This is a genomic window from Streptomyces liliiviolaceus (genome assembly GCF_018070025.1).
GTDB lineage: Bacteria > Actinomycetota > Actinomycetes > Streptomycetales > Streptomycetaceae > Streptomyces > Streptomyces liliiviolaceus.
In genome coordinates, this window is sequence record NZ_JAGPYQ010000001.1 from 6,335,060 (window position 1) to 6,355,347 (window position 20,288).

The 20,288-nt window shown below is 70.2% G+C and carries 17 protein-coding genes and 1 tRNA gene; 5 read left to right on the forward strand and 13 right to left on the reverse strand.

Annotated features, from left to right (window positions below; translation table 11 throughout):
• Window positions 1–235: 235 nt before the first annotated feature.
• The 5 genes from yjfF to J8N05_RS27640 form a co-directional block, all read right to left on the reverse strand.
• The gene (gene yjfF / locus J8N05_RS27620) at window positions 236–1,258 is read right to left on the reverse strand and encodes a galactofuranose ABC transporter, permease protein YjfF (protein WP_210887339.1); all 1,023 of its coding nucleotides are present in this window, start codon (window positions 1,256–1,258) and stop codon (window positions 236–238) included.
• Complete coding sequence (locus tag J8N05_RS27625) at window positions 1,258–2,373, reverse strand: ABC transporter permease (RefSeq protein WP_210887342.1); 1,116 nt, start codon at window positions 2,371–2,373, stop codon at window positions 1,258–1,260. Before J8N05_RS27625 ends, yjfF begins: the two co-directional genes overlap by 1 nt.
• Complete coding sequence (locus J8N05_RS27630; protein ID WP_210887345.1) at window positions 2,370–3,908, reverse strand: sugar ABC transporter ATP-binding protein; 1,539 nt, start codon at window positions 3,906–3,908, stop codon at window positions 2,370–2,372. The genes J8N05_RS27625 and J8N05_RS27630 overlap by 4 nt, the downstream gene beginning before the upstream one ends.
• Window positions 3,909–4,059: 151 nt before the next feature.
• Complete coding sequence (locus J8N05_RS27635) at window positions 4,060–5,070, reverse strand: ABC transporter substrate-binding protein (RefSeq protein ID WP_210887348.1); 1,011 nt, start codon at window positions 5,068–5,070, stop codon at window positions 4,060–4,062.
• Between the two features lie 179 nt (window positions 5,071–5,249).
• Window positions 5,250–6,296 carry a LacI family DNA-binding transcriptional regulator gene (locus J8N05_RS27640; RefSeq protein ID WP_210887351.1) on the reverse strand — a complete coding sequence of 349 codons (1,047 nt, stop codon included), beginning with the start codon at window positions 6,294–6,296 and terminating at the stop codon, window positions 5,250–5,252.
• A gap of 467 nt (window positions 6,297–6,763) precedes the next feature.
• Here J8N05_RS27640 and J8N05_RS47990 point away from each other — a divergent pair, with 467 nt between their 5' ends.
• Both J8N05_RS47990 and J8N05_RS27645 read left to right on the forward strand, forming a co-directional pair.
• Window positions 6,764–6,895, forward strand: a complete 132-nt coding sequence (locus tag J8N05_RS47990) for a hypothetical protein (RefSeq protein WP_282108170.1) — start codon at window positions 6,764–6,766, stop codon at window positions 6,893–6,895.
• 218 nt (window positions 6,896–7,113) lie between these two features.
• On the forward strand, window positions 7,114–8,799 hold the full coding sequence (locus J8N05_RS27645; RefSeq protein ID WP_210887354.1) for a hypothetical protein: 1,686 nt from the start codon (window positions 7,114–7,116) through the stop codon (window positions 8,797–8,799).
• A gap of 72 nt (window positions 8,800–8,871) precedes the next feature.
• Here the strand turns inward: J8N05_RS27645 and J8N05_RS27650 are convergent, their stop codons facing one another.
• From J8N05_RS27650 to J8N05_RS27680, 7 genes are all read right to left on the reverse strand, one after another.
• The gene (locus tag J8N05_RS27650) at window positions 8,872–10,359 is read right to left on the reverse strand and encodes an FG-GAP and VCBS repeat-containing protein (protein WP_210887358.1); all 1,488 of its coding nucleotides are present in this window, start codon (window positions 10,357–10,359) and stop codon (window positions 8,872–8,874) included.
• Window positions 10,360–10,732: 373 nt separating this feature from the next.
• Window positions 10,733–10,806 (reverse strand) — tRNA-Pro (locus J8N05_RS27655).
• A 118-nt stretch (window positions 10,807–10,924) separates the two neighbouring features.
• On the reverse strand, window positions 10,925–11,809 hold the full coding sequence (locus J8N05_RS27660; RefSeq protein ID WP_210887361.1) for a MurR/RpiR family transcriptional regulator: 885 nt from the start codon (window positions 11,807–11,809) through the stop codon (window positions 10,925–10,927).
• Between the two features lie 16 nt (window positions 11,810–11,825).
• A complete protein-coding gene (locus J8N05_RS27665; protein ID WP_210887364.1) occupies window positions 11,826–12,767 on the reverse strand; it encodes an ABC transporter substrate-binding protein in 942 nt (313 codons plus the stop codon).
• A 125-nt stretch (window positions 12,768–12,892) separates the two neighbouring features.
• Window positions 12,893–13,582, reverse strand: a complete 690-nt coding sequence (locus tag J8N05_RS27670) for an ABC transporter permease (protein ID WP_210887367.1) — start codon at window positions 13,580–13,582, stop codon at window positions 12,893–12,895.
• A complete protein-coding gene (locus tag J8N05_RS27675) occupies window positions 13,579–14,244 on the reverse strand; it encodes an ABC transporter permease (protein ID WP_210887370.1) in 666 nt (221 codons plus the stop codon). The genes J8N05_RS27670 and J8N05_RS27675 overlap by 4 nt, the downstream gene beginning before the upstream one ends.
• The gene (locus tag J8N05_RS27680) at window positions 14,241–15,548 is read right to left on the reverse strand and encodes an ABC transporter ATP-binding protein (RefSeq protein WP_210887373.1); all 1,308 of its coding nucleotides are present in this window, start codon (window positions 15,546–15,548) and stop codon (window positions 14,241–14,243) included. Before J8N05_RS27680 ends, J8N05_RS27675 begins: the two co-directional genes overlap by 4 nt.
• 119 nt (window positions 15,549–15,667) lie before the next feature.
• Here J8N05_RS27680 and J8N05_RS27685 point away from each other — a divergent pair, with 119 nt between their 5' ends.
• The 3 genes from J8N05_RS27685 to J8N05_RS27695 all read left to right on the forward strand — a co-directional run bounded on the left by J8N05_RS27685 (window position 15,668) and on the right by J8N05_RS27695 (window position 19,199).
• Window positions 15,668–16,678, forward strand: a complete 1,011-nt coding sequence (locus tag J8N05_RS27685; protein WP_210887375.1) for an ornithine cyclodeaminase family protein — start codon at window positions 15,668–15,670, stop codon at window positions 16,676–16,678.
• A gap of 89 nt (window positions 16,679–16,767) precedes the next feature.
• A complete protein-coding gene (locus J8N05_RS27690; RefSeq protein WP_247706519.1) occupies window positions 16,768–18,297 on the forward strand; it encodes an HAL/PAL/TAL family ammonia-lyase in 1,530 nt (509 codons plus the stop codon).
• Window positions 18,294–19,199 carry an amidohydrolase family protein gene (locus J8N05_RS27695; protein WP_210887379.1) on the forward strand — a complete coding sequence of 302 codons (906 nt, stop codon included), beginning with the start codon at window positions 18,294–18,296 and terminating at the stop codon, window positions 19,197–19,199. Before J8N05_RS27690 ends, J8N05_RS27695 begins: the two co-directional genes overlap by 4 nt.
• Window positions 19,200–19,367: 168 nt before the next feature.
• Here the strand turns inward: J8N05_RS27695 and J8N05_RS27700 are convergent, their stop codons facing one another.
• Complete coding sequence (locus J8N05_RS27700) at window positions 19,368–20,285, reverse strand: YceI family protein (protein WP_210887383.1); 918 nt, start codon at window positions 20,283–20,285, stop codon at window positions 19,368–19,370.
• Between the last annotated feature and the right edge of the window lie 3 nt (window positions 20,286–20,288).

Genomic DNA, 20,288 nt, shown 5'->3' on the forward strand with positions numbered 1-20,288 from the left:
GCTCACGTGATGGCTCGGACGCCGGGCTCAGGTAGTAGCCGGTTCCCGTCCCGTCGGGGCTCCGCCCCGAGCCCCGGGGTGGGGTTCTCGGGTGCGGGCCCGGTGGGGGCCGGCCGCGCAGTTCCCCGCGCCCCCAGGTGCCTGGGGGCGCGGGGAACTGCGCAAGCGGGGGCGCGGGGGCGCTGCCCCCATGCAGTGACGGGAACGGGTAGGGGCGGCGGGGGCGGACAACCCCCTACGTCTTACGGCGCGTCGTCATCGTTCGCTGGATCAGGATGAACGCGCACAGCAACACACCCGTAGCGATCTTCGTCCACCACGAGCTCAACGTGCCCTCGAACTGGATCAGGCTCTTGATCAGGCCGAGTACCAGCACACCGAACAGCGTGCCCACCACATACCCCGACCCACCGGTCAGCAGCGTCCCCCCGATGACGACCGCGGCGATCGCGTCGAGCTCCAGTCCGGTCGCGTGCAACGGGTCACCGGACTGGATGTACAGCGTGAACAACAACCCCGCCAGCGCGGAGCAGAACCCGCTCATCGTGTACACCGCGATCTTCGTACCGCCCTGCGGCAGCCCCATCAGCAGCGCGGACTGCTCGTTGCCGCCGACGGCGTACACCCGCCGGCCGAAGCGCGTGTAGTGCAGCACGTAGAACGCCGCGGCCAGCACCACCAGCGAGACGATCGCCCCGATGGAGAGGAACCCGCCTCCCACGGACACCTGCGCCTGGGCCATGCTGCTGACCGAGGAGTCGGTGATGGAGATGGATTCCTTGCTGATGACCAGGCACAGGCCGCGGAAGAGGAACAGCCCCGCCAGGGTCACGATGAACGGCTGGATCTCGAAGTTCTGGATCACATAGCCCATGAGGTAGCCGCCGAAGGCTCCCACGGCCAGGGCCATGGGGATGACGAGCACCAGCGGCAGGCCCTGCTTCTCCACGAGCCAGGCCGTGAACATGGTGGTGAAGCCGATGACCGAGCCCACCGAGAGGTCGATGCCTCCGGAGAGGATGACGAAGGTGGCGCCGACGGCCGCGACCAGGAGGTAGCTGTTGTCGATGAACAGGTTCAGGAACACCTGTGTCTCGGCGAACCCGTAGTTCTGGTACCGGCTGAGGCCGATGGCGTACATGAGGAGGAAGAGCGCGGCCGTCACCAGGACGGGCAGGCGCCGGTCGGCGAGGACGCGTGACGCCCTGCTCGGCGCACGGCTGTCCGGCGCAGCGGGCTTGTGGGTGGTCGTGGTCATCACGACACCTCCATCGTGCGTACGGTCTCAGGCGTCGTCGTGGTGGCGTCCGCCCGGGCCGCGGCCTGCCCGGCGCCCCGCTTCCCGCCGAACCGTCCGCCGAAGCGACCGCCGCCGAACACCTTGGCGCGGAACTTCGGGGACTGCATCAGGCAGACGATGATGACGACGGCGGCCTTGAAGACCAGGTTGGTCTGGGTGGGCACGCCGATGGTGTAGATCGTGGTGGTGAGCGTCTGGATGACGAGCGCGCCGACGACCGTGCCGCCGATCGAGAACCGGCCGCCCAGCAGCGACGTACCGCCGATGACGACGGCGAGGATCGCGTCCAGTTCGATCCACAGACCGGCGTTGTTGCCGTCCGCGGCCGAGGTGTTGGAGCTGATCATCAGGCCCGCGATCCCGGCGCACAGCGCGCAGAACACGTACACCATGATCTTGATGCGGCGGGAGCGGATGCCGACCAGGCGGCTGGCCTCGGCGTTGCCGCCGACCGACTCGACGAGCAGGCCGAGGGCCGTGCGGCGGGTCAGTGCCACGGTGACGGCGACCACGGCGGCCACCACGAAGATGGAGAAGGGCAGCGTCAGCCAGTAGCCGCCGCCGATCAGCTTGTACGGCTCGCTGTTGACGGTGATGATCTGTCCGTCGGTGATGAGCTGGGCGACTCCGCGGCCGGCGACCATGATGATCAGCGTGGCGATGATCGGCTGGATGCCCATCCGGGCGACCAGGAAGCCGTTCCACAGACCGCAGACGACCGCCGCCGCCAGGCCGATGCCCATCGCGAGCAGCACTCCGGACAGCGCGTCCTGGTCGGCCTGGTCACTGATGTACGAGCAGGTCAGGGCGCCGGTGATGGCAACCACCGCGCCGACGGACAGGTCGATGCCGCCGGTGGCGATGACCAGGGTCATCCCGACGGCGACCAGGATGAGGGGCGAGCCGAACAGGACGATCGAGACGAGGCTGCCGTAGAGGTGGCCGTCCGTCATCTTGATCGAGAAGAAGTCCGGTGTGAACGGGACGTTGACGAGCAGCAGGACGACCAGCACGGCGACCGGCCAGAACAGATGATGGCGGGTCAGCGTTCGCCATCGGGGTGTGGTGGTCACTGGTGCTCTCCGCTCGCGATGGTCTCCAGGATCCGGGTGGGGGTGATCTCGGGCCCGTTGGCCAGTTGGGCCACGAGCTTGCGGTCGCGCAGCACGCCGATGGTGTGGCTGAGCCGCAGGACCTCCTCCAGCTCGGCCGCGATGTACAGCACGGCCATGCCTTCCTCGGAGAGCGAGACCACCAGTTTCTGGATCTCGGCCTTCGCGCCGATGTCGATGCCGCGCGTCGGCTCGTCCAGGATCAGCAGCTTCGGCTGCGTGATCAGCCAGCGGGCGAGCAGCACCTTCTGCTGGTTGCCGCCGCTGAGCTGGCCCACCCTGGCCTCGGGGTTGGCCGGCCGGATGTCCAGGGCCTTGATGTACTTGGCGACGAGTTCGTCGCGCTGGGCGACCGGGATGGGCCGGGTCCAGCCGCGGGTGGCCTGCAGGGCGAGGATGATGTTCTCGCGCACGGTCAGGTCCGGTACGAGGCCTTCGGTCTTGCGGTTCTCCGAGCAGAAGGCGACGCCCGCGGCGATGGCGTCGTTCGGGGCGCTCATGGAGACCTGCTTGCCGCCGATGGCCACCTTGCCGGTGTCCGGCTGGTCGGCGCCGAAGAGCAGCCGGGCCAGTTCGGTGCGGCCGGAGCCGAGCAGTCCGGCGAGCCCGACGACCTCGCCCTTCTTGATCTCCAGGTCGAAGGGGGCGATACTGCCGGCCCGGCCGACGCCGTCGGCCTTGAGCAGCGACTCCCCGACGTCCGCGTGGAGTTGGTGGTCGTGGAGCTCCTCCAGCTGGTCCAGGGCCTTGCCGATCATCAGCTGGACGAGGCCGACCTGGTCGAGGTCGCGGACCATGTGCTCGCCCACGAGGGCGCCGTTGCGCAGGACCGTCATCCGGTCGCAGACCTCGTAGATCTGGTCGAGGAAGTGCGAGACGAACAGGATCGCCACGCCCTCGCCCTTCAACCGCCGCATCAGGGCGAAGAGTTCGAGCACCTCGTCGCGGTCGAGGCTGGAGGTCGGCTCGTCGAGGATGAGCACCTTGGTGCCCGAGCCGGAGCCGTCGCTGTCACCGGTCCCCACCGACCGTACGATCGCGACCAGTTGCTGCACGGCCAGCGGGTACGAGGACAGCGGGGCCTCCACGTCGATGTCGAGGCCCAGGCGGTCGACCAGCTCGGCGGCCTCGCGGCGCAGCCGCTTCCACTGGATGCGGCCGAAGCGGGTGGGTTCGCGTCCGATGAAGATGTTCTCCGCCACCGACAGGTTGGGGCAGAGGTTGACCTCCTGGTAGACCGTGCTGATCCCGGCCTGCTGGGCCTGCGAGGGGCTGTGGAAGCGTACGGACGTGCCGTTCAGGGTGACGGTGCCGCCGTCCAGGGAGTAGACCCCGGTCAGCACCTTGATGAGGGTGGACTTGCCGGCGCCGTTCTCGCCGAGCAGGGCGTGGATCTCGCCGGGGAAGAGCCGGAAGTCGACACCCGACAGAGCCCGTACCCCCGGAAACTCTTTGACTATGCCCGTCATCTCCAGGACGGGCAGCGGCTCTGCCATGGCAGCGCTCCTCATGGATATCCGTTTCGGACCCGGATGGTCGTTCAGGCCCGGATGTTCGTTCAGGCCCGCAGGGAGCCCCCTCGGTCGGAGGCTCCCTGGCGGTAGGTGCGGTCGGTCGGTGAGTACCTGTCAGTACTTCAGCCGCGGATCAGTACTTGCGGGTCGGGAGGGCTTCCTTCGCCTGCTCCTGGAGGAAGTCGCCCTCCTTCGTCTTGATCCGACGCTCCACCGTCTCGCCGTCGTTGACCTTCTTGACGAGTTCCATCAGCTGGGGACCGAGCAGCGGGTTGCACTCGACGATGCCGTTGATCTTGCCCTCGGACATCGCGACGAAGCCGTCCTTCACGCCGTCGACCGAGACGATCAGGATGTCCTTGCCGGGCTTCTTGCCGGCCGCCTCGATGGACTGGATGGCGCCGAGGGCCATGTCGTCGTTGTGCGCGTAGAGGACGTTGATGTCCGGGTTGGACTGCAGGAAGGCCGCCATGACCTGCTTGCCGCCGGCCCTGGTGAAGTCGCCGGTCTGGCTGACGACTACCTTCCAGTCGTCCTTGTGCTCGGCGTCCATGATCTCCTTGAAGCCCTTGGCGCGCTCGATCGCGGGCGCGGCGCCGGTGGTGCCCTCCAGCTGGGCGATCTTCACCGCACCCTTGTGGCCGGCCTTGTCCAGGACCTTCTCCAGCATCTTGGCCGCGCGGCGGCCCTCGTCGATGAAGTCGGAGCCGATGAAGGAGACGTACAGGGAGTCGTCGGAGGTCTCGATGGAGCGGTCGGTGAGGATGACCGGGATCTTCGCGGTCTTGGCCTCCTTGAGCACCGCGTCCCAGCCCGTGACGACCACCGGCGAGAAGGCTATGACGTTCACCTTCTGGGCGATGTAGCTGCGGATCGCCGAGATCTGGTTCTCCTGCTTCTGCTGGGCGTCGGAGAACTTGAGGGTGTAACCGGCGTCCTTGGCCGCTTCCTTGACGGACTTGGTGTTGGCGGTGCGCCAGCCGCTCTCGGAGCCGACCTGGGCGAAGCCGAGGGTGATCTTCTTGCCGCCACCGCTGCTGGAGTCGGAGCCGGAGGAACTGTCGTCCTCCTTGGCACAGGCCGCCAGGCCGCTCGCCGCCGCCACGCCGACCGCCGCGGTGAGGAAGTTCCTTCTGCTGAGCATGTTCTTCTCCTTTGAAGAGCCGGCCTCGAAGGGCCTGCTGGTACTCGTGCCGCTCGCCGGGACAGGTCCCACATGTCCAGCCTGTCGATCATTGTTCGAAATATCGGTCATACAGGGGCGTGTGGGAAATGGCCTACGAGGTGGTGCGTCAAACGGGCAGGGCTTGGGACGGGCGGGCTTCAGACGGGCGGGGCGCCCTGGTCGGAGGTGTACGGGAAAGTGCTGGCGCGGACGACGAGTTGGGGTTCGATGGCGATCCGCGGAGCCCCGGACGGCTCCCTGCCCTCGATGAGGTCCAGGAGCAGGGCGATGCTCCGCTTGCCGACCGCCGCGAAGTCCTGCCGGACGGTGGTGAGCGGAGGCGCGAAGAACTCCGACTCCGGGATGTCGTCGAAGCCCGCCACCGCCACGTCCTGCGGAGTGCGCACCCCCGCTTCCCGCAGGGCACGCAACACCCCCAGCGCCATCTGGTCGTTGGCGACGAAGACCGCGGTCAGCCCCCGGCCCAGCCAGCCTGCCAGTTCCTGGCCGGCCCGGTAACCCGACAGCGGACTCCAGTCCCCGCGCAGGATCGACGGCGGTGCCACGCCCGCCGCTTCGAGGGTGGCACGCCAGCCCGCCGCCCGGTCCGCGGCCTCCTGCCAGTCCTCGGGTCCGGCGAGGTGCCAGACCGTACGGTGGCCGGCGGCCAGCAGGTGACGGGTGGCGAGGCGGGCGCCCAGGTGCTGATCCACGTTCACGCTGGGGATCCCCACGCCGGGCCCGCTGCCCACGGTCACCACCGGGAAGGGGTGGCGCAGTTCCGCGAGTGCCTCGACCGCCGAGCGCTGCGGGGCGATGGCGACGACTCCCTCCACCCCGCCCTCGCCGAGGTGGTCCAGCGCCTCGGCGAGCTTCTCGACGGTCAGTCTGCGCAGACTGACCGTGGAGACGAGGTAGCCCTCGGCGCGTGCCGCCTCCTCCAGTGCGAAGAGGGTGCTGGCCGGACCGTAGAGCGTGGTGTCCGAGGCGACCACACCCAGGGTCCGGGTGCGGCGGGTGACCAGGGCTCGTGCGGAGGAGTTCCGGCGGTAGCCCATCTCCTCGATCGCGTGCAGCACCCTGGCCCGGGTCTCGTCCCGCACGTTGGGGTGATCCCCCAGCACCCGGGAGACGGTCTGATGGGACACGCCCGCCAGCCGCGCGACGTCGGCCATGGTGGGCGGCCGAAGCTGGGATTGTGCCATGCCGCACCTCCTTGGCGGTCGTCTTCCGAGAACTTCCTGTGCCGGACCTGTGCCGACCCCGGATGTCGGCTCCGGATGTCGGCCGGTGATTGCGGAGGTCATTGTGAGCGCTAACAATTCATGCCGGTCAAGGGGGCGGACAGCAGGAGGCACGTCACGTTTGAGTAACGCGCCGGAAGCGGAGGGTTGCGGCGCGGTGCCGCGCGGTCCGCGTCCACGGCACCGGTCCGGCACACTTCCAGCACCGGTCCCACACAGGTGCGGCAAAGGTATTGACGGGCTGCGGGCACGGCCCTAGATTTCGGCACCGAAACCTCGAACTACGACCGAAATACCGGACGTTGAGTCATCGAATACCGCCGGACGCCACTCGCCACCGCAGGACGCCGCCGGACGCCGCCCATGAGCGGGCTCGCCATGCTCGCATCGCCAACTCGGTTGTCCGACAGAGCAGTTGGCGTGCCCAGATGACCCGGACGCCCCGGATCAGCGTCGTCGACGCCATCGTCCGCTCGGACGCGTCGAGCCACGCGGAGGCCGTACGCAGGTCGGACGACGGCTTCGCGAAAGCGGTCCAGCGCGACATGTCCGACAAATGACGTCGTCGCCTGGGTGGGTGGAATTAAAGGAGCAGTTCGTCCTGGTACCTGATCACTCACGGCTATTTGCCGAGGATTGAAAGGATTGCGGCCGATCTTCCGGTGCATCATCGTCAACGCCACTTCAGCTGCTATCGGGAGGGCGTATGGCACGCACATCACTCAGAGGCTCATGGGCCTCGTTGGTCAGCTTATTGAGCCTCATCGCAAGTTCGATCGTGTTCACGATCACCGTGGCGCCACAGGCCCAGGCGTACGGCACGATCCCAGGGCGTGAGCACTCCAACATCACCAGAGCGGCGCTCGGTTGTCCGCAGAGCGGCACCGACAGCGACTACTGCTTCGATCCCGCATCGCTGACCGTACTGGCCGGTGGCGGAGGGCTCATCCAGAATCCCAACTTCTTCGGGGCGGTCGGCTGGCCCGACAATCCGCTCAAGCCAGGCGGCGCGGACGGCGACGAAGCGCACTGCGACAACGCCGACTACCTCGACCCCTCGTACAACGGGGGTCGCGCCTACCCGCAGTCGCGGGCGCAGGCGTCCGACTTCCTGCTGAACTGCGTCCGCCACACGCGGCAGGCTTTCAGCACAGCGGTCGACCACGCGGCGGATCTGCTCGACACCGACAACCGCCTCAAGACGGGAGCGGAGTTCGACCAGGCCAAACGCACGGTCCTCTACGACTGGGGCCGACTGCTCCACGCCGTACAGGACTTCTACTCCCACTCGAACTGGGCCGACATCTCCGCGCCCGGCCGGCCGGTCGGCCTCGACAATCCGCCCGGGCTGGACATGACCACGCCGTCGTTGCTGTTCAACGCGCTCGCCCCGGAACCCACTGCTGCCTCCGTCCCCCGGGACCTCACCACCGGCTGCTACACCACGAGCGGTTCCTGCCGCGGTCACGTACGGCACGGTGCGCCTTTCAACGGCGACGACACCGGACTGAACAAGGACGGCGGAAGGATCGACCCCAAGACCGGCACGGCCACCGAACCCACCAAGTACCGCGGCAGGATCGGACGCAATTTCCAGCAGTCGGTCACAGCCGCGGTGTCCGACACCCGCCTCCAATGGGTCGATCTGCGGCAAGGGCTTGAGAACCGGTACACCGGGCCCGGCCAGGCGTGGCTGATGGCCTGCGGGCTGCTGCGTGACAACCCCCAGGCCGCCTGCACGAGCAGCGCTGCCGAGGCGGCCGCGGCTTCCCGGCCTTCCGTGGACGCGAAGGACTCCGCTCCCCCTGCCGGCAAGGCGGCGGCCTGCGGAGTGAACTGGCAGCAACCGGGCGGCGCCGACACCACGGTCTTCATGCAGTACGTGAACTGCGGGTCGACCGCACTGTCCGTTGCCCCGTACGCCGTCGGAGAGGGCGACGAGGCGCGGTACACGCTCGCCCGGGTGTGCCGCACCGTCCAGCCGGGCCAGGGCACACGATGGGTGATCGATCCCTCGTACTTCCCCCCGGAGCCCACCACGCTGCAGACCATCAGTCAGTGCTGGCCGCCGGCCGCGGGAACGGTCTCTCCCGCGAAGTCGGTCCCGCCGGCCGCGGACGGCCACCGCCCGGAGACACCGTCCACGGCGAAGGATGCGGCTCGGCTGCGCACGAACGCCCCGGTCCGGCGGACGGACCGCGGCACGGCCGCCGCAGCGTGCGGCACCACCTGGGCTCAGCCCGGGGGTTCCGGTACGACGGTCACGATCGACTACACCAACTGCCTCGGCGTACCTGCGCTGATCGCCCCTCTCGCCCTGGGTGAGGGTCCGGACGCGCGGTACAGCTACACCGGCCTCACGCAGTACGTACCCGCGGGAGGCTCCGCAGCGCAGTTCCGCATCGATCCACCGCTGTTCCCGCCGGTTCCGGCCGATCTGCAGTGGACGACTCGCGTCATGTGAGACGGAGGACCACCTGAGGGCGGCAGCGGTGGATTCGGCCGCTGCCGCCCCGCCCGTGCGTGCGGACGGCGCTCAGCGCAGGAGCGCGCCGAAGTGGGCGCCCGGGGCGGGTGCCGAGAGGTCGCCGGGGCCGAACGCGAGGGACGACGTGGCCGTGAGACCGGTCGCCGTGCCGGGCAGCACCCAGACCGCGCCGTTCCAGTTGTTCTCGGCCTGGGAACCGGCCGCGAGGTCGGCGTGGCCGTCACCGTCGACGTCCAGCAGCGCGCTGCTCGCGCCGAACTGGTCGTCCTTCTCGGCGACTCCGGGTATCCCGGCGGTGTCCTGGTGGAAGACCTGCGTCCCGGCGCCCGTGACGCCGGTGGCGCTGCCGGGGACCAGGGCGACGGACCCGGCGTCGGTGATGTCGCCGATGTCCTCGCCCGGGATGCCGAGCGCGATGTCGCCGAAGCCGTCACCGTTGACGTCCGCCACCGAGACCGCGGAGCCGATCCCGTCGCCCTCCTCCTCCACACCGGGGAAGCCGGGCAGGTCCTGGTCGAAGCTCTGTACACGCTCCTCGGACAGGCCGGAGGCCGACCCGAACGCGATCTGGACCGTGCCGCCGTTCCAGTCGTTGCCCACCACGACGTCGTCGAACCCGTCGTTGTTCACGTCCCCGATGCCGGTGCCCGTACCGGCCCCCATGCCGTCCGCGACCCAGCCGCTGGTGAAGCCCGTGCTGCCGCCGCCGAGGAACAGACGGTTGCCCCACTGGCCGTCCCCCGCGTACTTCCAGGCGACGATGTCGTCCTTGCCGTCGCCGTTGACGTCGCCGGTCCGGGTGGAGCCGATGGGTCCGCTGATCGAGTCGCCGTCTTCCTGGCAGCCGCCGACGGCGGTGGCGCAGGACGCGTCGCCGACGTCGTAGCCCCACCAGTCGGCCCTGTCCAGCAGCGGCAGGGTGGCGGTGGGCTGTCCGGCACGGGTGACCGGGCCCTTCCACACCGTGGCGTCACCGCTCGCCGGGTCGTCGCCCGCGCCGGACAGATAGGAGAACAGGGCGAGGTCCGTCTTGCCGTCGCCGTCGAAGTCGCCGGTCGTGGGGGACTGCCCGTACCCGGGTATGGCCGTGCCACCGGTGAGTCCGGAGGCGGAGCCCCAGAGGATGACGGAGCCAGGACTGCCGCCCGAGATCACCAGGTCGCTGAAGCCGTCGCCGTCCAGGTCGCCCTTGGTGAAGTTGGTCCCGAAGCGCTGGTTCGCGGCGGCGGAGCCGGGAACGCCGCTGGTGGAGCGGCTGATGAGCTTCTTGTTGGCGGCGGAGACCCCGTCGGCGGAGCCGTACGTGACGGCCACGTAGCCTGCCTTGGCCTTGCTGGAGATCGTGGCGTCCGGGGCCGACACGACCAGGTCGGCGTATCCGTCGCCGTTGAAGTCGTCCTGCATGTCCGCGGAAGCGGTGGCCGCCAGTGCCGGGCCCCCGGTGAGAGCCATGGCGCCGAATCCTCCGGCGAGCAGCACCGCGGCTGCCAGGGGTGCGGTGAGCGCGGTACGGGTTCGGCGGTGTGCTCGGGACATACGTGAGCCTTTCGAGTCGGTCGGTTCTGTACGCGGAAGGCCGCGTTCAGTGGGTACGACTCAGGCCGGGCGATCCCAGTTGTACGTCCGCATGTCATGGATTCGTAACCGAGGGGACAGGTACGACGCTGAACTCCCTTGTTGCGAAAGGGAGTTCAGCGCGTGTCGTGAGTGGGCGTGCGGGCAGTGGCAGGCGAGTGCCGGCGGCATCCGTGCTGCGCGCACCGCGCTCGCCGCCGAGCCCGATCGTGGTGACCCGCCGACCCCGGTCAAGGACGCCGGTCCCCGATCGGTCCGCGACTGGTCCCCGAGAATGATCAAGGGCCGGTTTCGGATTTCTCCGAAACCGGCCCTGACCTGCGACTCGTACGAGTCGGGACGACAGGATTTGAACCTGCGACCCCTTGACCCCCAGTCAAGTGCGCTACCAAGCTGCGCCACGTCCCGATGCGCCCCGCCGCGGTGAACCGCGAGAAGACGCAGGTGAACCTTACCGCACGCCGGGCGACGGACGCCCAAGCTCCCGGGCGCCCGCTCAGGTCAGGCCGAGCCCCCTCAGAACAGGTCAGTCGACGAACAGGCCCCGCGCCGCCGCCCGTGCGTCGAACTCCTCCAGGCGGGCCTGGGCGTCGGGTATGCCGTCGCACATGGCCTCCAGGAGGACCTGCCCCAGGAGCATGGGGGCGCTCACCGTGTCGAAGACCAGACCGGTGCCCACGGCGGCCGGCAGCAGCAGGTCGCTGTGGGCGGCCACCGGGGCGAACGTGCCGTCGGCGATCGTCACCACGGTCAGCCCGGCGTCCCGGGCGTGGTCGAGCGCGGCCAGGAGCTCCGCCGGGTGGCGCGGCAGCGCGAAGCACAGGAGCGCGCTCGCGCCCGCGTGACGGGCCGCGTCGATCCGGTCGGCGAGCAGCGATCCGCCCTCGTCGAGCAGGCGCACATCGGGGTGCACCTTCGCGGCGAAGTAGGCGAAGCCGTGCGCCTGGGCGGCGGAGGCACGCAGCCCGAGCACGGGCAGCGGCCGGGAGGCGGCGAGCAGCCGGCCCGCCTCCTCCACCGGCCCGGGGTCGGCCAGCAGCGACGCCAGCTGGAGCAGGTTGTCGACCTCGGCCCGTACCGCCTGCTGGTAGGGGTTGGCCGGCCGTGTGTCCACGGCCGGCCCGACGGGTACGACGTCGCGCAGATGTCTGCGCAGCGCCGGATACCCGTCGAAGCCGAGGGCGACCGCGAACCGGGTCACCGACGGCTGGCTCACCCCGGCCAGCCGGGCCAGCTCCACGCTCGACAGGAACGGCGCGGCGGCCGTCCGGCGGACCAGACAGTGGGCGATACGCCGTTGGGTGGGCGTCAGACGGCGTCCCTCGAAGAGCTGGTGCAGCCGCGTGGGCGTACCCGCTCCGGAGGACGTACCGCCGCCGGTGCCCGTATCCGCTCCGTCCGTCCCGCTCACCCTGTCCCCGTCCGGGTCAGCCCGCGAGACCGGCCGAGGACAGCCACTCCTTCGCGACGTCCGCGGAGTCCTCCTTGTCGTTGCTGATCTTCTTCATCATGTCCAGCAGGTCCTCGGTGGTGAGCTTGGCCGAGATGGCGTTGAGCGCCGACTTGGCCTTGTCGTTCACCGCGGACTTGTAGACGAGGGGCGTGACGTTCTGCGAGGAGAAGAGGTTCTTCGGGTCCTCCAGGACGACCAGCTTGTCCTCGACGATGGCGGGGTCGGTCGTGTACAGGTTGGCGGCCTGCACCTTGTCGTCCTTGAGCAGCTTCAGCAGGGTGCTCTGGGCGCCCGCGTCCAGCGGCTGGAACTTGCCGAACTCGACGCCGTAGACGTCCTTCAGGCCGACCCCGCCCTGGGTGCGGGTCTTGAACTCGGAACCGGCGCCGATGGTCAGGTCCTTGGCGACCGGCTTGAGGTCGGCCAGGGTCTTCAGCTTGTACTTGGCGGCGGTCTCGGCGGTGACCGTGACCGAGTCCTTGTCCTCGGCCGCCGCGGAGTCGAGTATCTCCACCGACTTCGGGAGCTTCTCCTTCAGCTCGGTGTTGATCTCCTCCGTGCCGGTGGCGGTGCTCTTCTTGTCGACCGCCGTGGACAGCAGGGCGCCGTTGTACTCGGGGAAGACGGTGATGCCTCCCTTGACGACCTGGTCGTAGTAGACCTCGCGGGCGCCGATGTCGAACTTGCGGGTCACCTTCAGGCCCTTGTCCTCCAGGGCCTGCGCGTAGATCTCGGCGAGCAGCTGGTTCTCGGGGAAGTTGGCCGAGCCGACGACGATGGCCTTGCCGCCTCCGCTGTCCCCGCTGCTGCCAGTCAGCGGATTGTCGTCGCTGTCGTCACTGCCTCCGCAGGCGGTGAGGGTCAGGGAGAGCGCGGCGACGAGACTGAAGGCAGCGGTGCGGTACGTGGCTTTCATGGGTGTTCCCTTTCTCAGGTACGGCTCGGGTCTCTGGTGGTGCTCGGGTGCGGTCCGCACGCGGTCCGGGTGCGCGTCGGGCCGGTGGGACCGGTCGTTCGAGGGGTTCCGGTGGTTCCGGTGGTTCATGACTTGGCCGCCGCGGGCCGCAGCCCCGGCGAGACGACGGCGCGCCGCAGCGCGGTGAAGGCGGCCTGGACGACGAGCGCCAGCGCCACGACGACGGCGGAGCCGCCGATGACCAGTTGGTAGTCGTTGCGGGAGAGCCCGTCGACGATGTAGCGGCCCAGACCGCCGAGACCGGGGTACGCGGCCACGGTCGCCGTCGCCACCACCTGGATGGCGGCGACGCGCAGGCCGAGCAGGATCAACGGCAGCGCCATCGGCACCTCCACCTTCAGCAGAACCTCCCAGCCGGTCATGCCCATCCCCTTCGCGGCGTCCCGGGCGTCGGGGTCGACACCGCGGACTCCTTCGAAGGTGTTGATGAGGATCGGCGGGACGGCCAGCGCCACCAGGGCGACCAGCACAGGAGCGGTGCTGAGTCCGGCGAGGGTCACCACGAGGACGACCAGGCCGAAGGTGGGGATCGCGCGTGCGAGGTTGGCGACGGTGGCGACGGCGAACGCGCCGCGGCCGGTGTGGCCGACCAGCAGGCCGAACGCCAGCCCGATCAGCGTCGCGAAGAGCAGGGACAGACCGCTGTAGGTCAGGTGCTCCGCGAGCCGGTGCGGGATGCCGTCGTCGCCGTGCCACTGCGCGGACGACGTCAGCCACTCGCCGACGAGCTGGATCTGGTTCAGGAGATCGTTCACGCCTTCGCCCCCTTGCCGCGGGCCCACGGTGTGAGCAGCCGCTGTGTCAGGACGAGCAGGGCGTCGGTGACGAGGGCCAGCAGCATGATCAGTACGGTCGCGGTGATGATCGGGGTCGGGAAGTCGAGCTGGAGGCCCCGGGTGATGTAGTAGCCGAGGCCGCCCTGGCCGATCAGCTGTCCCACGGCGACGAGGCTGATGGAGGAGACCGCGGCGACCCGTACACCGGCGACGACGACGGGCACGGCGATCGGCAGTTCGACCTGGACGACCCGGCGGACGGCGCTGAAGCCCATCGCGGTGGCCGCCTGCCGTACCGGATCGGGCACCGAGGCCAGTCCGTCCACGACGTTGGGGATGAGCACCGACAGCGTGTACAGGGTCAGCGGGATCATGACCGTGCGCTCGGTGAGCCCCGTGTAGCGGACGAAGATCATGAACAGGGCCAGCGACGGGATGGAGTACAGGACGTTGGCCGCGGTCAGGGTGGGCGGGTAGACCCACCGGTAGCGGTGGCAGAGCATGCCGAGCGGCACGGAGATGATCAGTCCGAACAGCACCGGCAGGAGGCCCAGCCGCAGATGGACCCCGGTGTAGTGGGCCAGCTCACCGACGTGGTCGCCGATCCAGACCCACCGTATGAGCGGCTCTCCGTCCCTCATCGGTCCCCACCGCCCGCACTGTCCTTCTCCACCGGGGCGTCGTCGGGACCGCCCGCGGGGACGTCCTCGCCGGCGTCGCTCTTGGTGAGCTTCGTCGCCGAGCCGGCCGGACCGACCGGTGCGGCCTCGTCGACCGCCTCGTCGACCGCGTCCTCGGCCGCCTCTTCGGCCGCTTCCTCGACCGCTTCCTCGGCCGCCGACGCGCTCGCGCGCGCCGAAGCCCCCGCTATCGCGGCCGACAGCTCGTACGCGTCCGCGACCCCCGCGACCGCGCCGTCCGCGTCCACTCCCACCGCGAGGCGGGAGGGGGACAGGAGGGCCGCGTCGAGGGCGGCCCGTGCCGAGTCGCCGGCCAGGGCGAACGTGTGGCCGAGCGGGGCGAGCGTCGCGTCCGCCAGCGTGCCGCCGGGCGGGAGGTCCGCGGTGGCCGCCCAGCCGAGCGGGCGCCGGGCGGCGTCGACGGCGAGCACCCAGGGCTCGCCCAGGGACCGGGCGTCGCCGACGGGAGCGGTCACCGGCAGCACCGGGCCCTCGCGCAGCGGCAGACCGGAGGCCTGGACGAAGGAGAGCCGGCGGATACCGCGGTCCTGTCCGACGAAGTCCGCCACGAAGTCGTCGGCGGGGTGCGCGAGCAACCGCTCCGGGGTGTCGAACTGCGCGAGCTTGCCGCCCGTGCGGAACACCGCGATGTGGTCGCCCAGCTTGATGGCCTCGTCGATGTCGTGGGTGACGAAGACGATCGTCTTGTGCAGCTCCTTCTGCAGCCGCAGGAACTCCGCCTGCAGTTCGCCGCGCACGATGGGGTCGACCGCGCTGAACGGCTCGTCCATGAGCAGTACGGGCGGATCCGCGCCCAGCGCCCTGGCGACCCCGACGCGCTGCTGCTGCCCGCCGGAGAGCTGGTACGGGTAGCGCTTGGCCATCGTGGCCGGCAGCCCCACCAGTTCCAGCAGCTCGGCCGCGCGCGAGCGGGCCTTCTTCTTGCCCCAGCCGAGCAGCAGCGGCACGGTCGCGACGTTGTCCAGGATGGTCCGGTGCGGGAAGAGCCCGGCGTGCTGGATCACGTAACCGATGCCCCTGCGCAGTTCGGGGGCGGCCACCTCCCGGATGTCCTGGCCGCGCAGGCTGACCGTGCCCGCCGACGGCTCCACCATGCGGTTGACCATGCGCAGAGTCGTGGTCTTGCCGCAGCCCGAGGGGCCGACCAGGACCGTGAGGCCGCCCTCGGCCAGCTCCAGGGACAGTGCGTCCACGGCTGTGGTGCCGTTGGGATAGTTTTTGCTCACCGCGTCGAATCTGATCAAAGCTGCCCCTTACCCGACTGCATATCGTCATGCAGAGTTGTTCGTGACTGAATTTCAGTCAATCCCCTTTTGTGAACGGGGCGTTACGTTCGTCCGAAGAAAGTGAGAGGACGCCCGGAATGACCGCTCTTGACCCCGTTTGGTTCACGTTCCTGAACGGTTCCGACATCGAACAGCTGGAACTGAGCGACACCGAAGTACTCGATGCCGTCGAACAGGGACTCCTCGCCCAGGGTCACGGCGAGACGGTTATCGAACCACGGGTGCATCTCACGCCCGACCCCGCCTTCAACGGCCACTTCAACGTCCTGCGTGGTTATGTCGCCCCGCTCGGCATGGCCGGAGTCAAGATCGTGGGCGACTACGTCGACAATTACAAGTCCGGTCTGCCCTCCGAGATGGCCCTGCTGAACCTCTTCGACCCGCGTACGGGCATGCCGCTGGCCGTGCTGGACGCGACCGCGATCACCGAGATGCGCACCGGCGCGCTCACCGCGCTGGGCGCACGGCATCTGGCGAGAAGCGACTCCAAGGTGCTCGGTCACATCGGCGCCCGCGCCACCTCGTACTGGAACGTCCGGCTGCTCGACGCGATCTTCGACCTCGACGAGATCCGCGTCCACTCGCGCCGCCCGGAGAGCCGGGAGGCCTTCGCGAAGCGGCTGGAGGACGACCTCGGCAAGGCCGTGATCGTCACCGACGACTGGAAGTCGTGCGTCGAGGGCGCGGACATCGTGGTGGAGGCGTCCCGGCTGGAGCGGCCCGAGCCCCTGCTCAAGACGGAGTGGATCGCGCCGGGCGCCTTCGTCGTCCCGTACGGGACGATGAGCGCGGTCGAGCTCTCGCTCACCGACGTCATGGACAAGGTCGTCGTCGACGACTGGGGCCAGTGCCGGTCCGGGCCCTTCGGTGCTCTGCGCGCGCACGTCGAGTCGGGCCGGCTCAGCGAGGCGACCCTGCACGGCGAACTGTGCGAGATCGTGACGGGCGACAAGCCCGGCCGGGAACGGTCCGACGAGACGATCCTGTTCTGGCACCGCGGTCTGTCCCTGTCCGACATCGCCCTGGGCGCGGCCATGCTCGCGAAGGCCGGGGAGCGCGGACTCGGACAGAAGCTGCGGTTCTCATGACGGGCCCCTACCCCGCGGAATCCGAAGCAGTGATCGAACCTGCGATCGAAGCGGGGACCGAAGCAGAGACCGGAACAGGGACCGGAACAGTGATCGTCGACGGACGCTCCCTGTCCTGCGCGGACGTGACCGCCGTCGCCCTGCACGGCGCCCGGGTCGTCCTCGCGGACGAGGTGCTCCCCCGGCTGGCGCGCGAGCGCGCGGTGGTCGACGACGTGGTCGACCGCCAGGTGCCGACGTACGGATTGACGACGGGACTCGGCAGCCGTTCGTCGTACGCCCTGCCGCGCGACGAACTCGCGCGGTTCAGCGTGCGTACGGTACGCGGCCGGGCCAACGCGGTCGGGGCCCCACTGCCCGCCTCCGTGGTACGCGCCGCCCTGGTCGCCCGTGTCAACGGTCTGGCGGGCGGCGGCAGCGGGATCAGCCCGCGCATCCTGCCCCTGCTGGTCGCCCTGCTCAACTCCCGCGTCAACCCTCTGGTCCCCGAGGTGGGGTCGATCGGTGCCTCGGACCTGTGCCAGATGGCCCATGTCGGCCTCGTCGTCATCGGCGAGGGCCGCGCCGAACTCTCCGGGGAGGTGCTCGACGGCGCGACCGCCCTGCGCCGGGCCGGGCTGACCCCCGCAGAACTGGGCCCCAAGGACGGGCACGTCCTGTGCAGCGCCAGCCCGCTGGCCGCCGGCCACGGCGCTCTCGTCCTCCAGGAGGCAGCCACCCTCCTGACCCTGGCCCAGGCGGTCACGGCACTCACCTTCGAGGGCTTCCGGGCGAACACCAGCCCCCTGGACGCCCGGGCCCTGGGCCTGCGTCCGGCCCCCGGCCAGTCCCGGGCCGCGGAGCACCTGCTCGCGCTCCTGGCGGGCGGCGACCTCACGGATCCCAAGCACGCCCGCCGGGTCCAGGACCCGATCAGCCTGCGCTGCGCGGCCCAGGTGCACGGAGCGCTGCACTCCGCGCTCGACTTCGCCGGCGCGGCGCTGGATCCCGAGCTGAACGGCTGCGGCGACAACCCGGTGGTCCTGCCCGCCACCGACGGCGTACCCGGCGAGATCCTCTCCTCCGGCAACTTCCACACCCCGGCCCTCGCCCTGGCCTTCGACACCCTCGCCCTGGCGCTGACCCAGACCGCGGCGCTCTCCGCCGAGCGCATGCGGCGGCTGCTCAACCCCGGGCTCAGCGGGCTGCCGGCCAACCTCTCGCCGCACGGCCCGGAACGTTCGGGCTTCGCGCCGCTGGCGAAGACGGCGCAGGCGCTGGTCGCGGAGATCCGTCTCCTGTCGGCCCCGGTGAGCACCGACCCCCGGCACGGCGCGGACGGTGTCGAGGACGACTCGACCAACGCGGCGCTCGGGGCGCGGCGGCTGTCGACCATGCTCGTCCGGCTGCGGCAACTGCTCGCCGTGGAGGCCGTGGCCGCCGCACAGGCGGTGGACCTGGCCGCGCCCGCGACGCTCGGACGGGGTCCCGCCCTCCTCCACCGGGCGATCCGCGAGCTGGTCCCGCCCCTGGACGAGGACCGGCCCTGCGGGGTGGACGTGGACCGCGTGAACGATGACATCCTGGGGTCCGACGAGGTGCGAAACGCCCTGCGTGCCCTGACGGAAGAAGCCTCGTGACCAACGTCGACGTACACCAGCATCTGTGGACCGGCTCGTTCGTCGCGGCCCTGCGGGCGCGCGCCGAGCCGCCGTTCCTGGACGGCTGGACGCTGCACACGGCCGGTGAGCCGCCCTACGAGGTCTCCCCCACCGACCACGACATGGCCCGTCGGACCGAACAGGCGCTTGCAGACGGCTTGGGCAGGGCGCTGATCTCGCTCTCCTCCCCGCTGGGAGTGGAGTGGCTGCCCTCCGCGGAGGCGCGCCCCCTGCTCGACGCGTACCACCGGGACGCGGCGGAGCTGCCCCGCCCGTTCGGCGCGTGGGCCGCTGCCGGGGTCCACGACATCGACGCGAGGACGACGGCCGGCTACCTCGACCAGGGCTTCGCAGGCCTCCAGCTCCCGGCGAACGCCCTCGCCGACGCGGCGGGTTACGAGCGCTGCGCCCCGCTGCTCGACCTGCTGGCGGCCCGGAACCTCCCCCTGTTCATCCACCCGGGCCCGGCCGCGGACATCGATCCGCGGCCGGGGTGGTGGCCGGCGATGGTGCCGTACGTGCAGCAGATGCACGCGGCGTGGTTCGCGTTCCGGGCGTTCGGCAGACCGCGTCATCCACGGCTGCGGGTGTGCTTCGCGCTGCTGGCCGGTCTGGCCCCCCTGCACGGCGAACGCTTCGTGGCCCGCGCCGGGGCGGAGGGCCACAGGGAGAGCGACCCGAACGTGTTCGTGGAGACCTCGTCGTACGGCCCACGCGCGGTGGACTCGATGGTCCGCGCCCTGGGCACCGACGCGATCGTCCAGGGCACGGACCGCCCGTACGCGGACCCCCCGCAAACCCCCGGCTACGGCCTGGGCGGAGCAGCGGCCTACGCCTTCCGCATCACGAACCCCCGCCGCCTACTAACGGGCAAGCCCTGACACCGCCCGCGGGTGGGCGCCCCAAAGGGGCGCGGGGAACTGCGCGGCCGACCACGACGCACCCGCAGGCAATCGGACTGACGCCGCAGGCGTCGCCCTCAAGGGGCGCGGGGAACTGCGCGACCAGCCACAACGCACCCGCAGACGAACAAACGAAGCCAGCGGCAGCTACCCCGGCGGCGTAGGCGTGTCATGCGTCCGATACATCGCCTGAACGTCCAGTTCCAACTGAACCGTCGGCCCGACGACAGCGATCCCCCGGGCCAACATGGAACGCCAGTTCAGCGTGTAGTCCTCCCGGTGCAGCTCCGCCTTCGCGAGCGCCGCACACCGCAACTCCTCGCCGTACCCCCCGTTCACCGTGCCGAGATACGTCGTGTCCAGCCCCACCGACCGGCTCACCCCGTGCATCGTCAGCGAACCGTGCACGGTCCACTTGCTGCCGCCCCGGTACGCGAACCGCGTGCTGTGGAAGTCGATGTGCGGGAACCGCTCGACGTCCAGGAAGTCCCCGGACCGCAGGTGGTCGTCGCGGGTGCGGTTGCCGGTGGTGATGCTCGACGCGTCGATACGGACGTGGAGCCGCGAGTCGGCCATGTCGTCGGCGATCTGGATGCCGCCGTCGAACCGCTCGAAGCGCCCGTGCACATGGGCCATGCCGACATGCTTGGCGATGAACCGGATCGCCGTGTGGGGCGGGTCGAAGAGCCAGGTGCCGGGCGCCGGCAGTTCCAGCCGGCGGGCGGGCTGGAGTGCGATCTGTTCCGCGGGAGCGGCGGGCCCGGCCGGCACGTCGACCGTCTCCTGGTGCGGGTGCAGCCCCTCGGCGGCGATCATCAGGCTGTACCGCCCGGGCGGCAGCGCCGCGAGGAAGTAGCCGTACGGGTCGGTGGTGCCGCGGGCCACGACCCGGTGCGTGTCGAGCGCGGTGACCGTCACGTCGGCCGCGCCCATCGGCTGGCCCACCGGGTCGACGACCTCGCGGCTGATGGCACCCGCGCCGGGCGGGAGAGGGAGCGAGACACCCGTCGCGCCGACACCGGAGCCCCGCTCCCGCCGTCGGCGCCGAAGCAGTGCGAGGGCCATGGT

Bases quoted from the DNA above. Each gene is read 5' to 3' on its own strand.
- J8N05_RS27635 (WP_210887348.1), bottom strand. From the start codon at position 5,070: ATGCTCAGCAGAAGGAACTTCCTCACCGCGGCGGTCGGCGTGGCGGCG.
- yjfF (WP_210887339.1), bottom strand. From the start codon at position 1,258: ATGACCACGACCACCCACAAGCCCGCTGCGCCGGACAGCCGTGCGCCG.
- J8N05_RS27700 (WP_210887383.1), bottom strand. From the start codon at position 20,285: ATGGCCCTCGCACTGCTTCGGCGCCGACGGCGGGAGCGGGGCTCCGGT.
- J8N05_RS47990 (WP_282108170.1), top strand. From the start codon at position 6,764: ATGACCCGGACGCCCCGGATCAGCGTCGTCGACGCCATCGTCCGCTCG.
- J8N05_RS27650 (WP_210887358.1), bottom strand. From the start codon at position 10,359: ATGTCCCGAGCACACCGCCGAACCCGTACCGCGCTCACCGCACCCCTG.
- J8N05_RS27630 (WP_210887345.1), bottom strand. From the start codon at position 3,908: ATGGCAGAGCCGCTGCCCGTCCTGGAGATGACGGGCATAGTCAAAGAG.
- J8N05_RS27685 (WP_210887375.1), top strand. From the start codon at position 15,668: ATGACCGCTCTTGACCCCGTTTGGTTCACGTTCCTGAACGGTTCCGAC.
- J8N05_RS27675 (WP_210887370.1), bottom strand. From the start codon at position 14,244: ATGAGGGACGGAGAGCCGCTCATACGGTGGGTCTGGATCGGCGACCAC.
- J8N05_RS27640 (WP_210887351.1), bottom strand. From the start codon at position 6,296: ATGGCACAATCCCAGCTTCGGCCGCCCACCATGGCCGACGTCGCGCGG.
- J8N05_RS27665 (WP_210887364.1), bottom strand. From the start codon at position 12,767: ATGAAAGCCACGTACCGCACCGCTGCCTTCAGTCTCGTCGCCGCGCTC.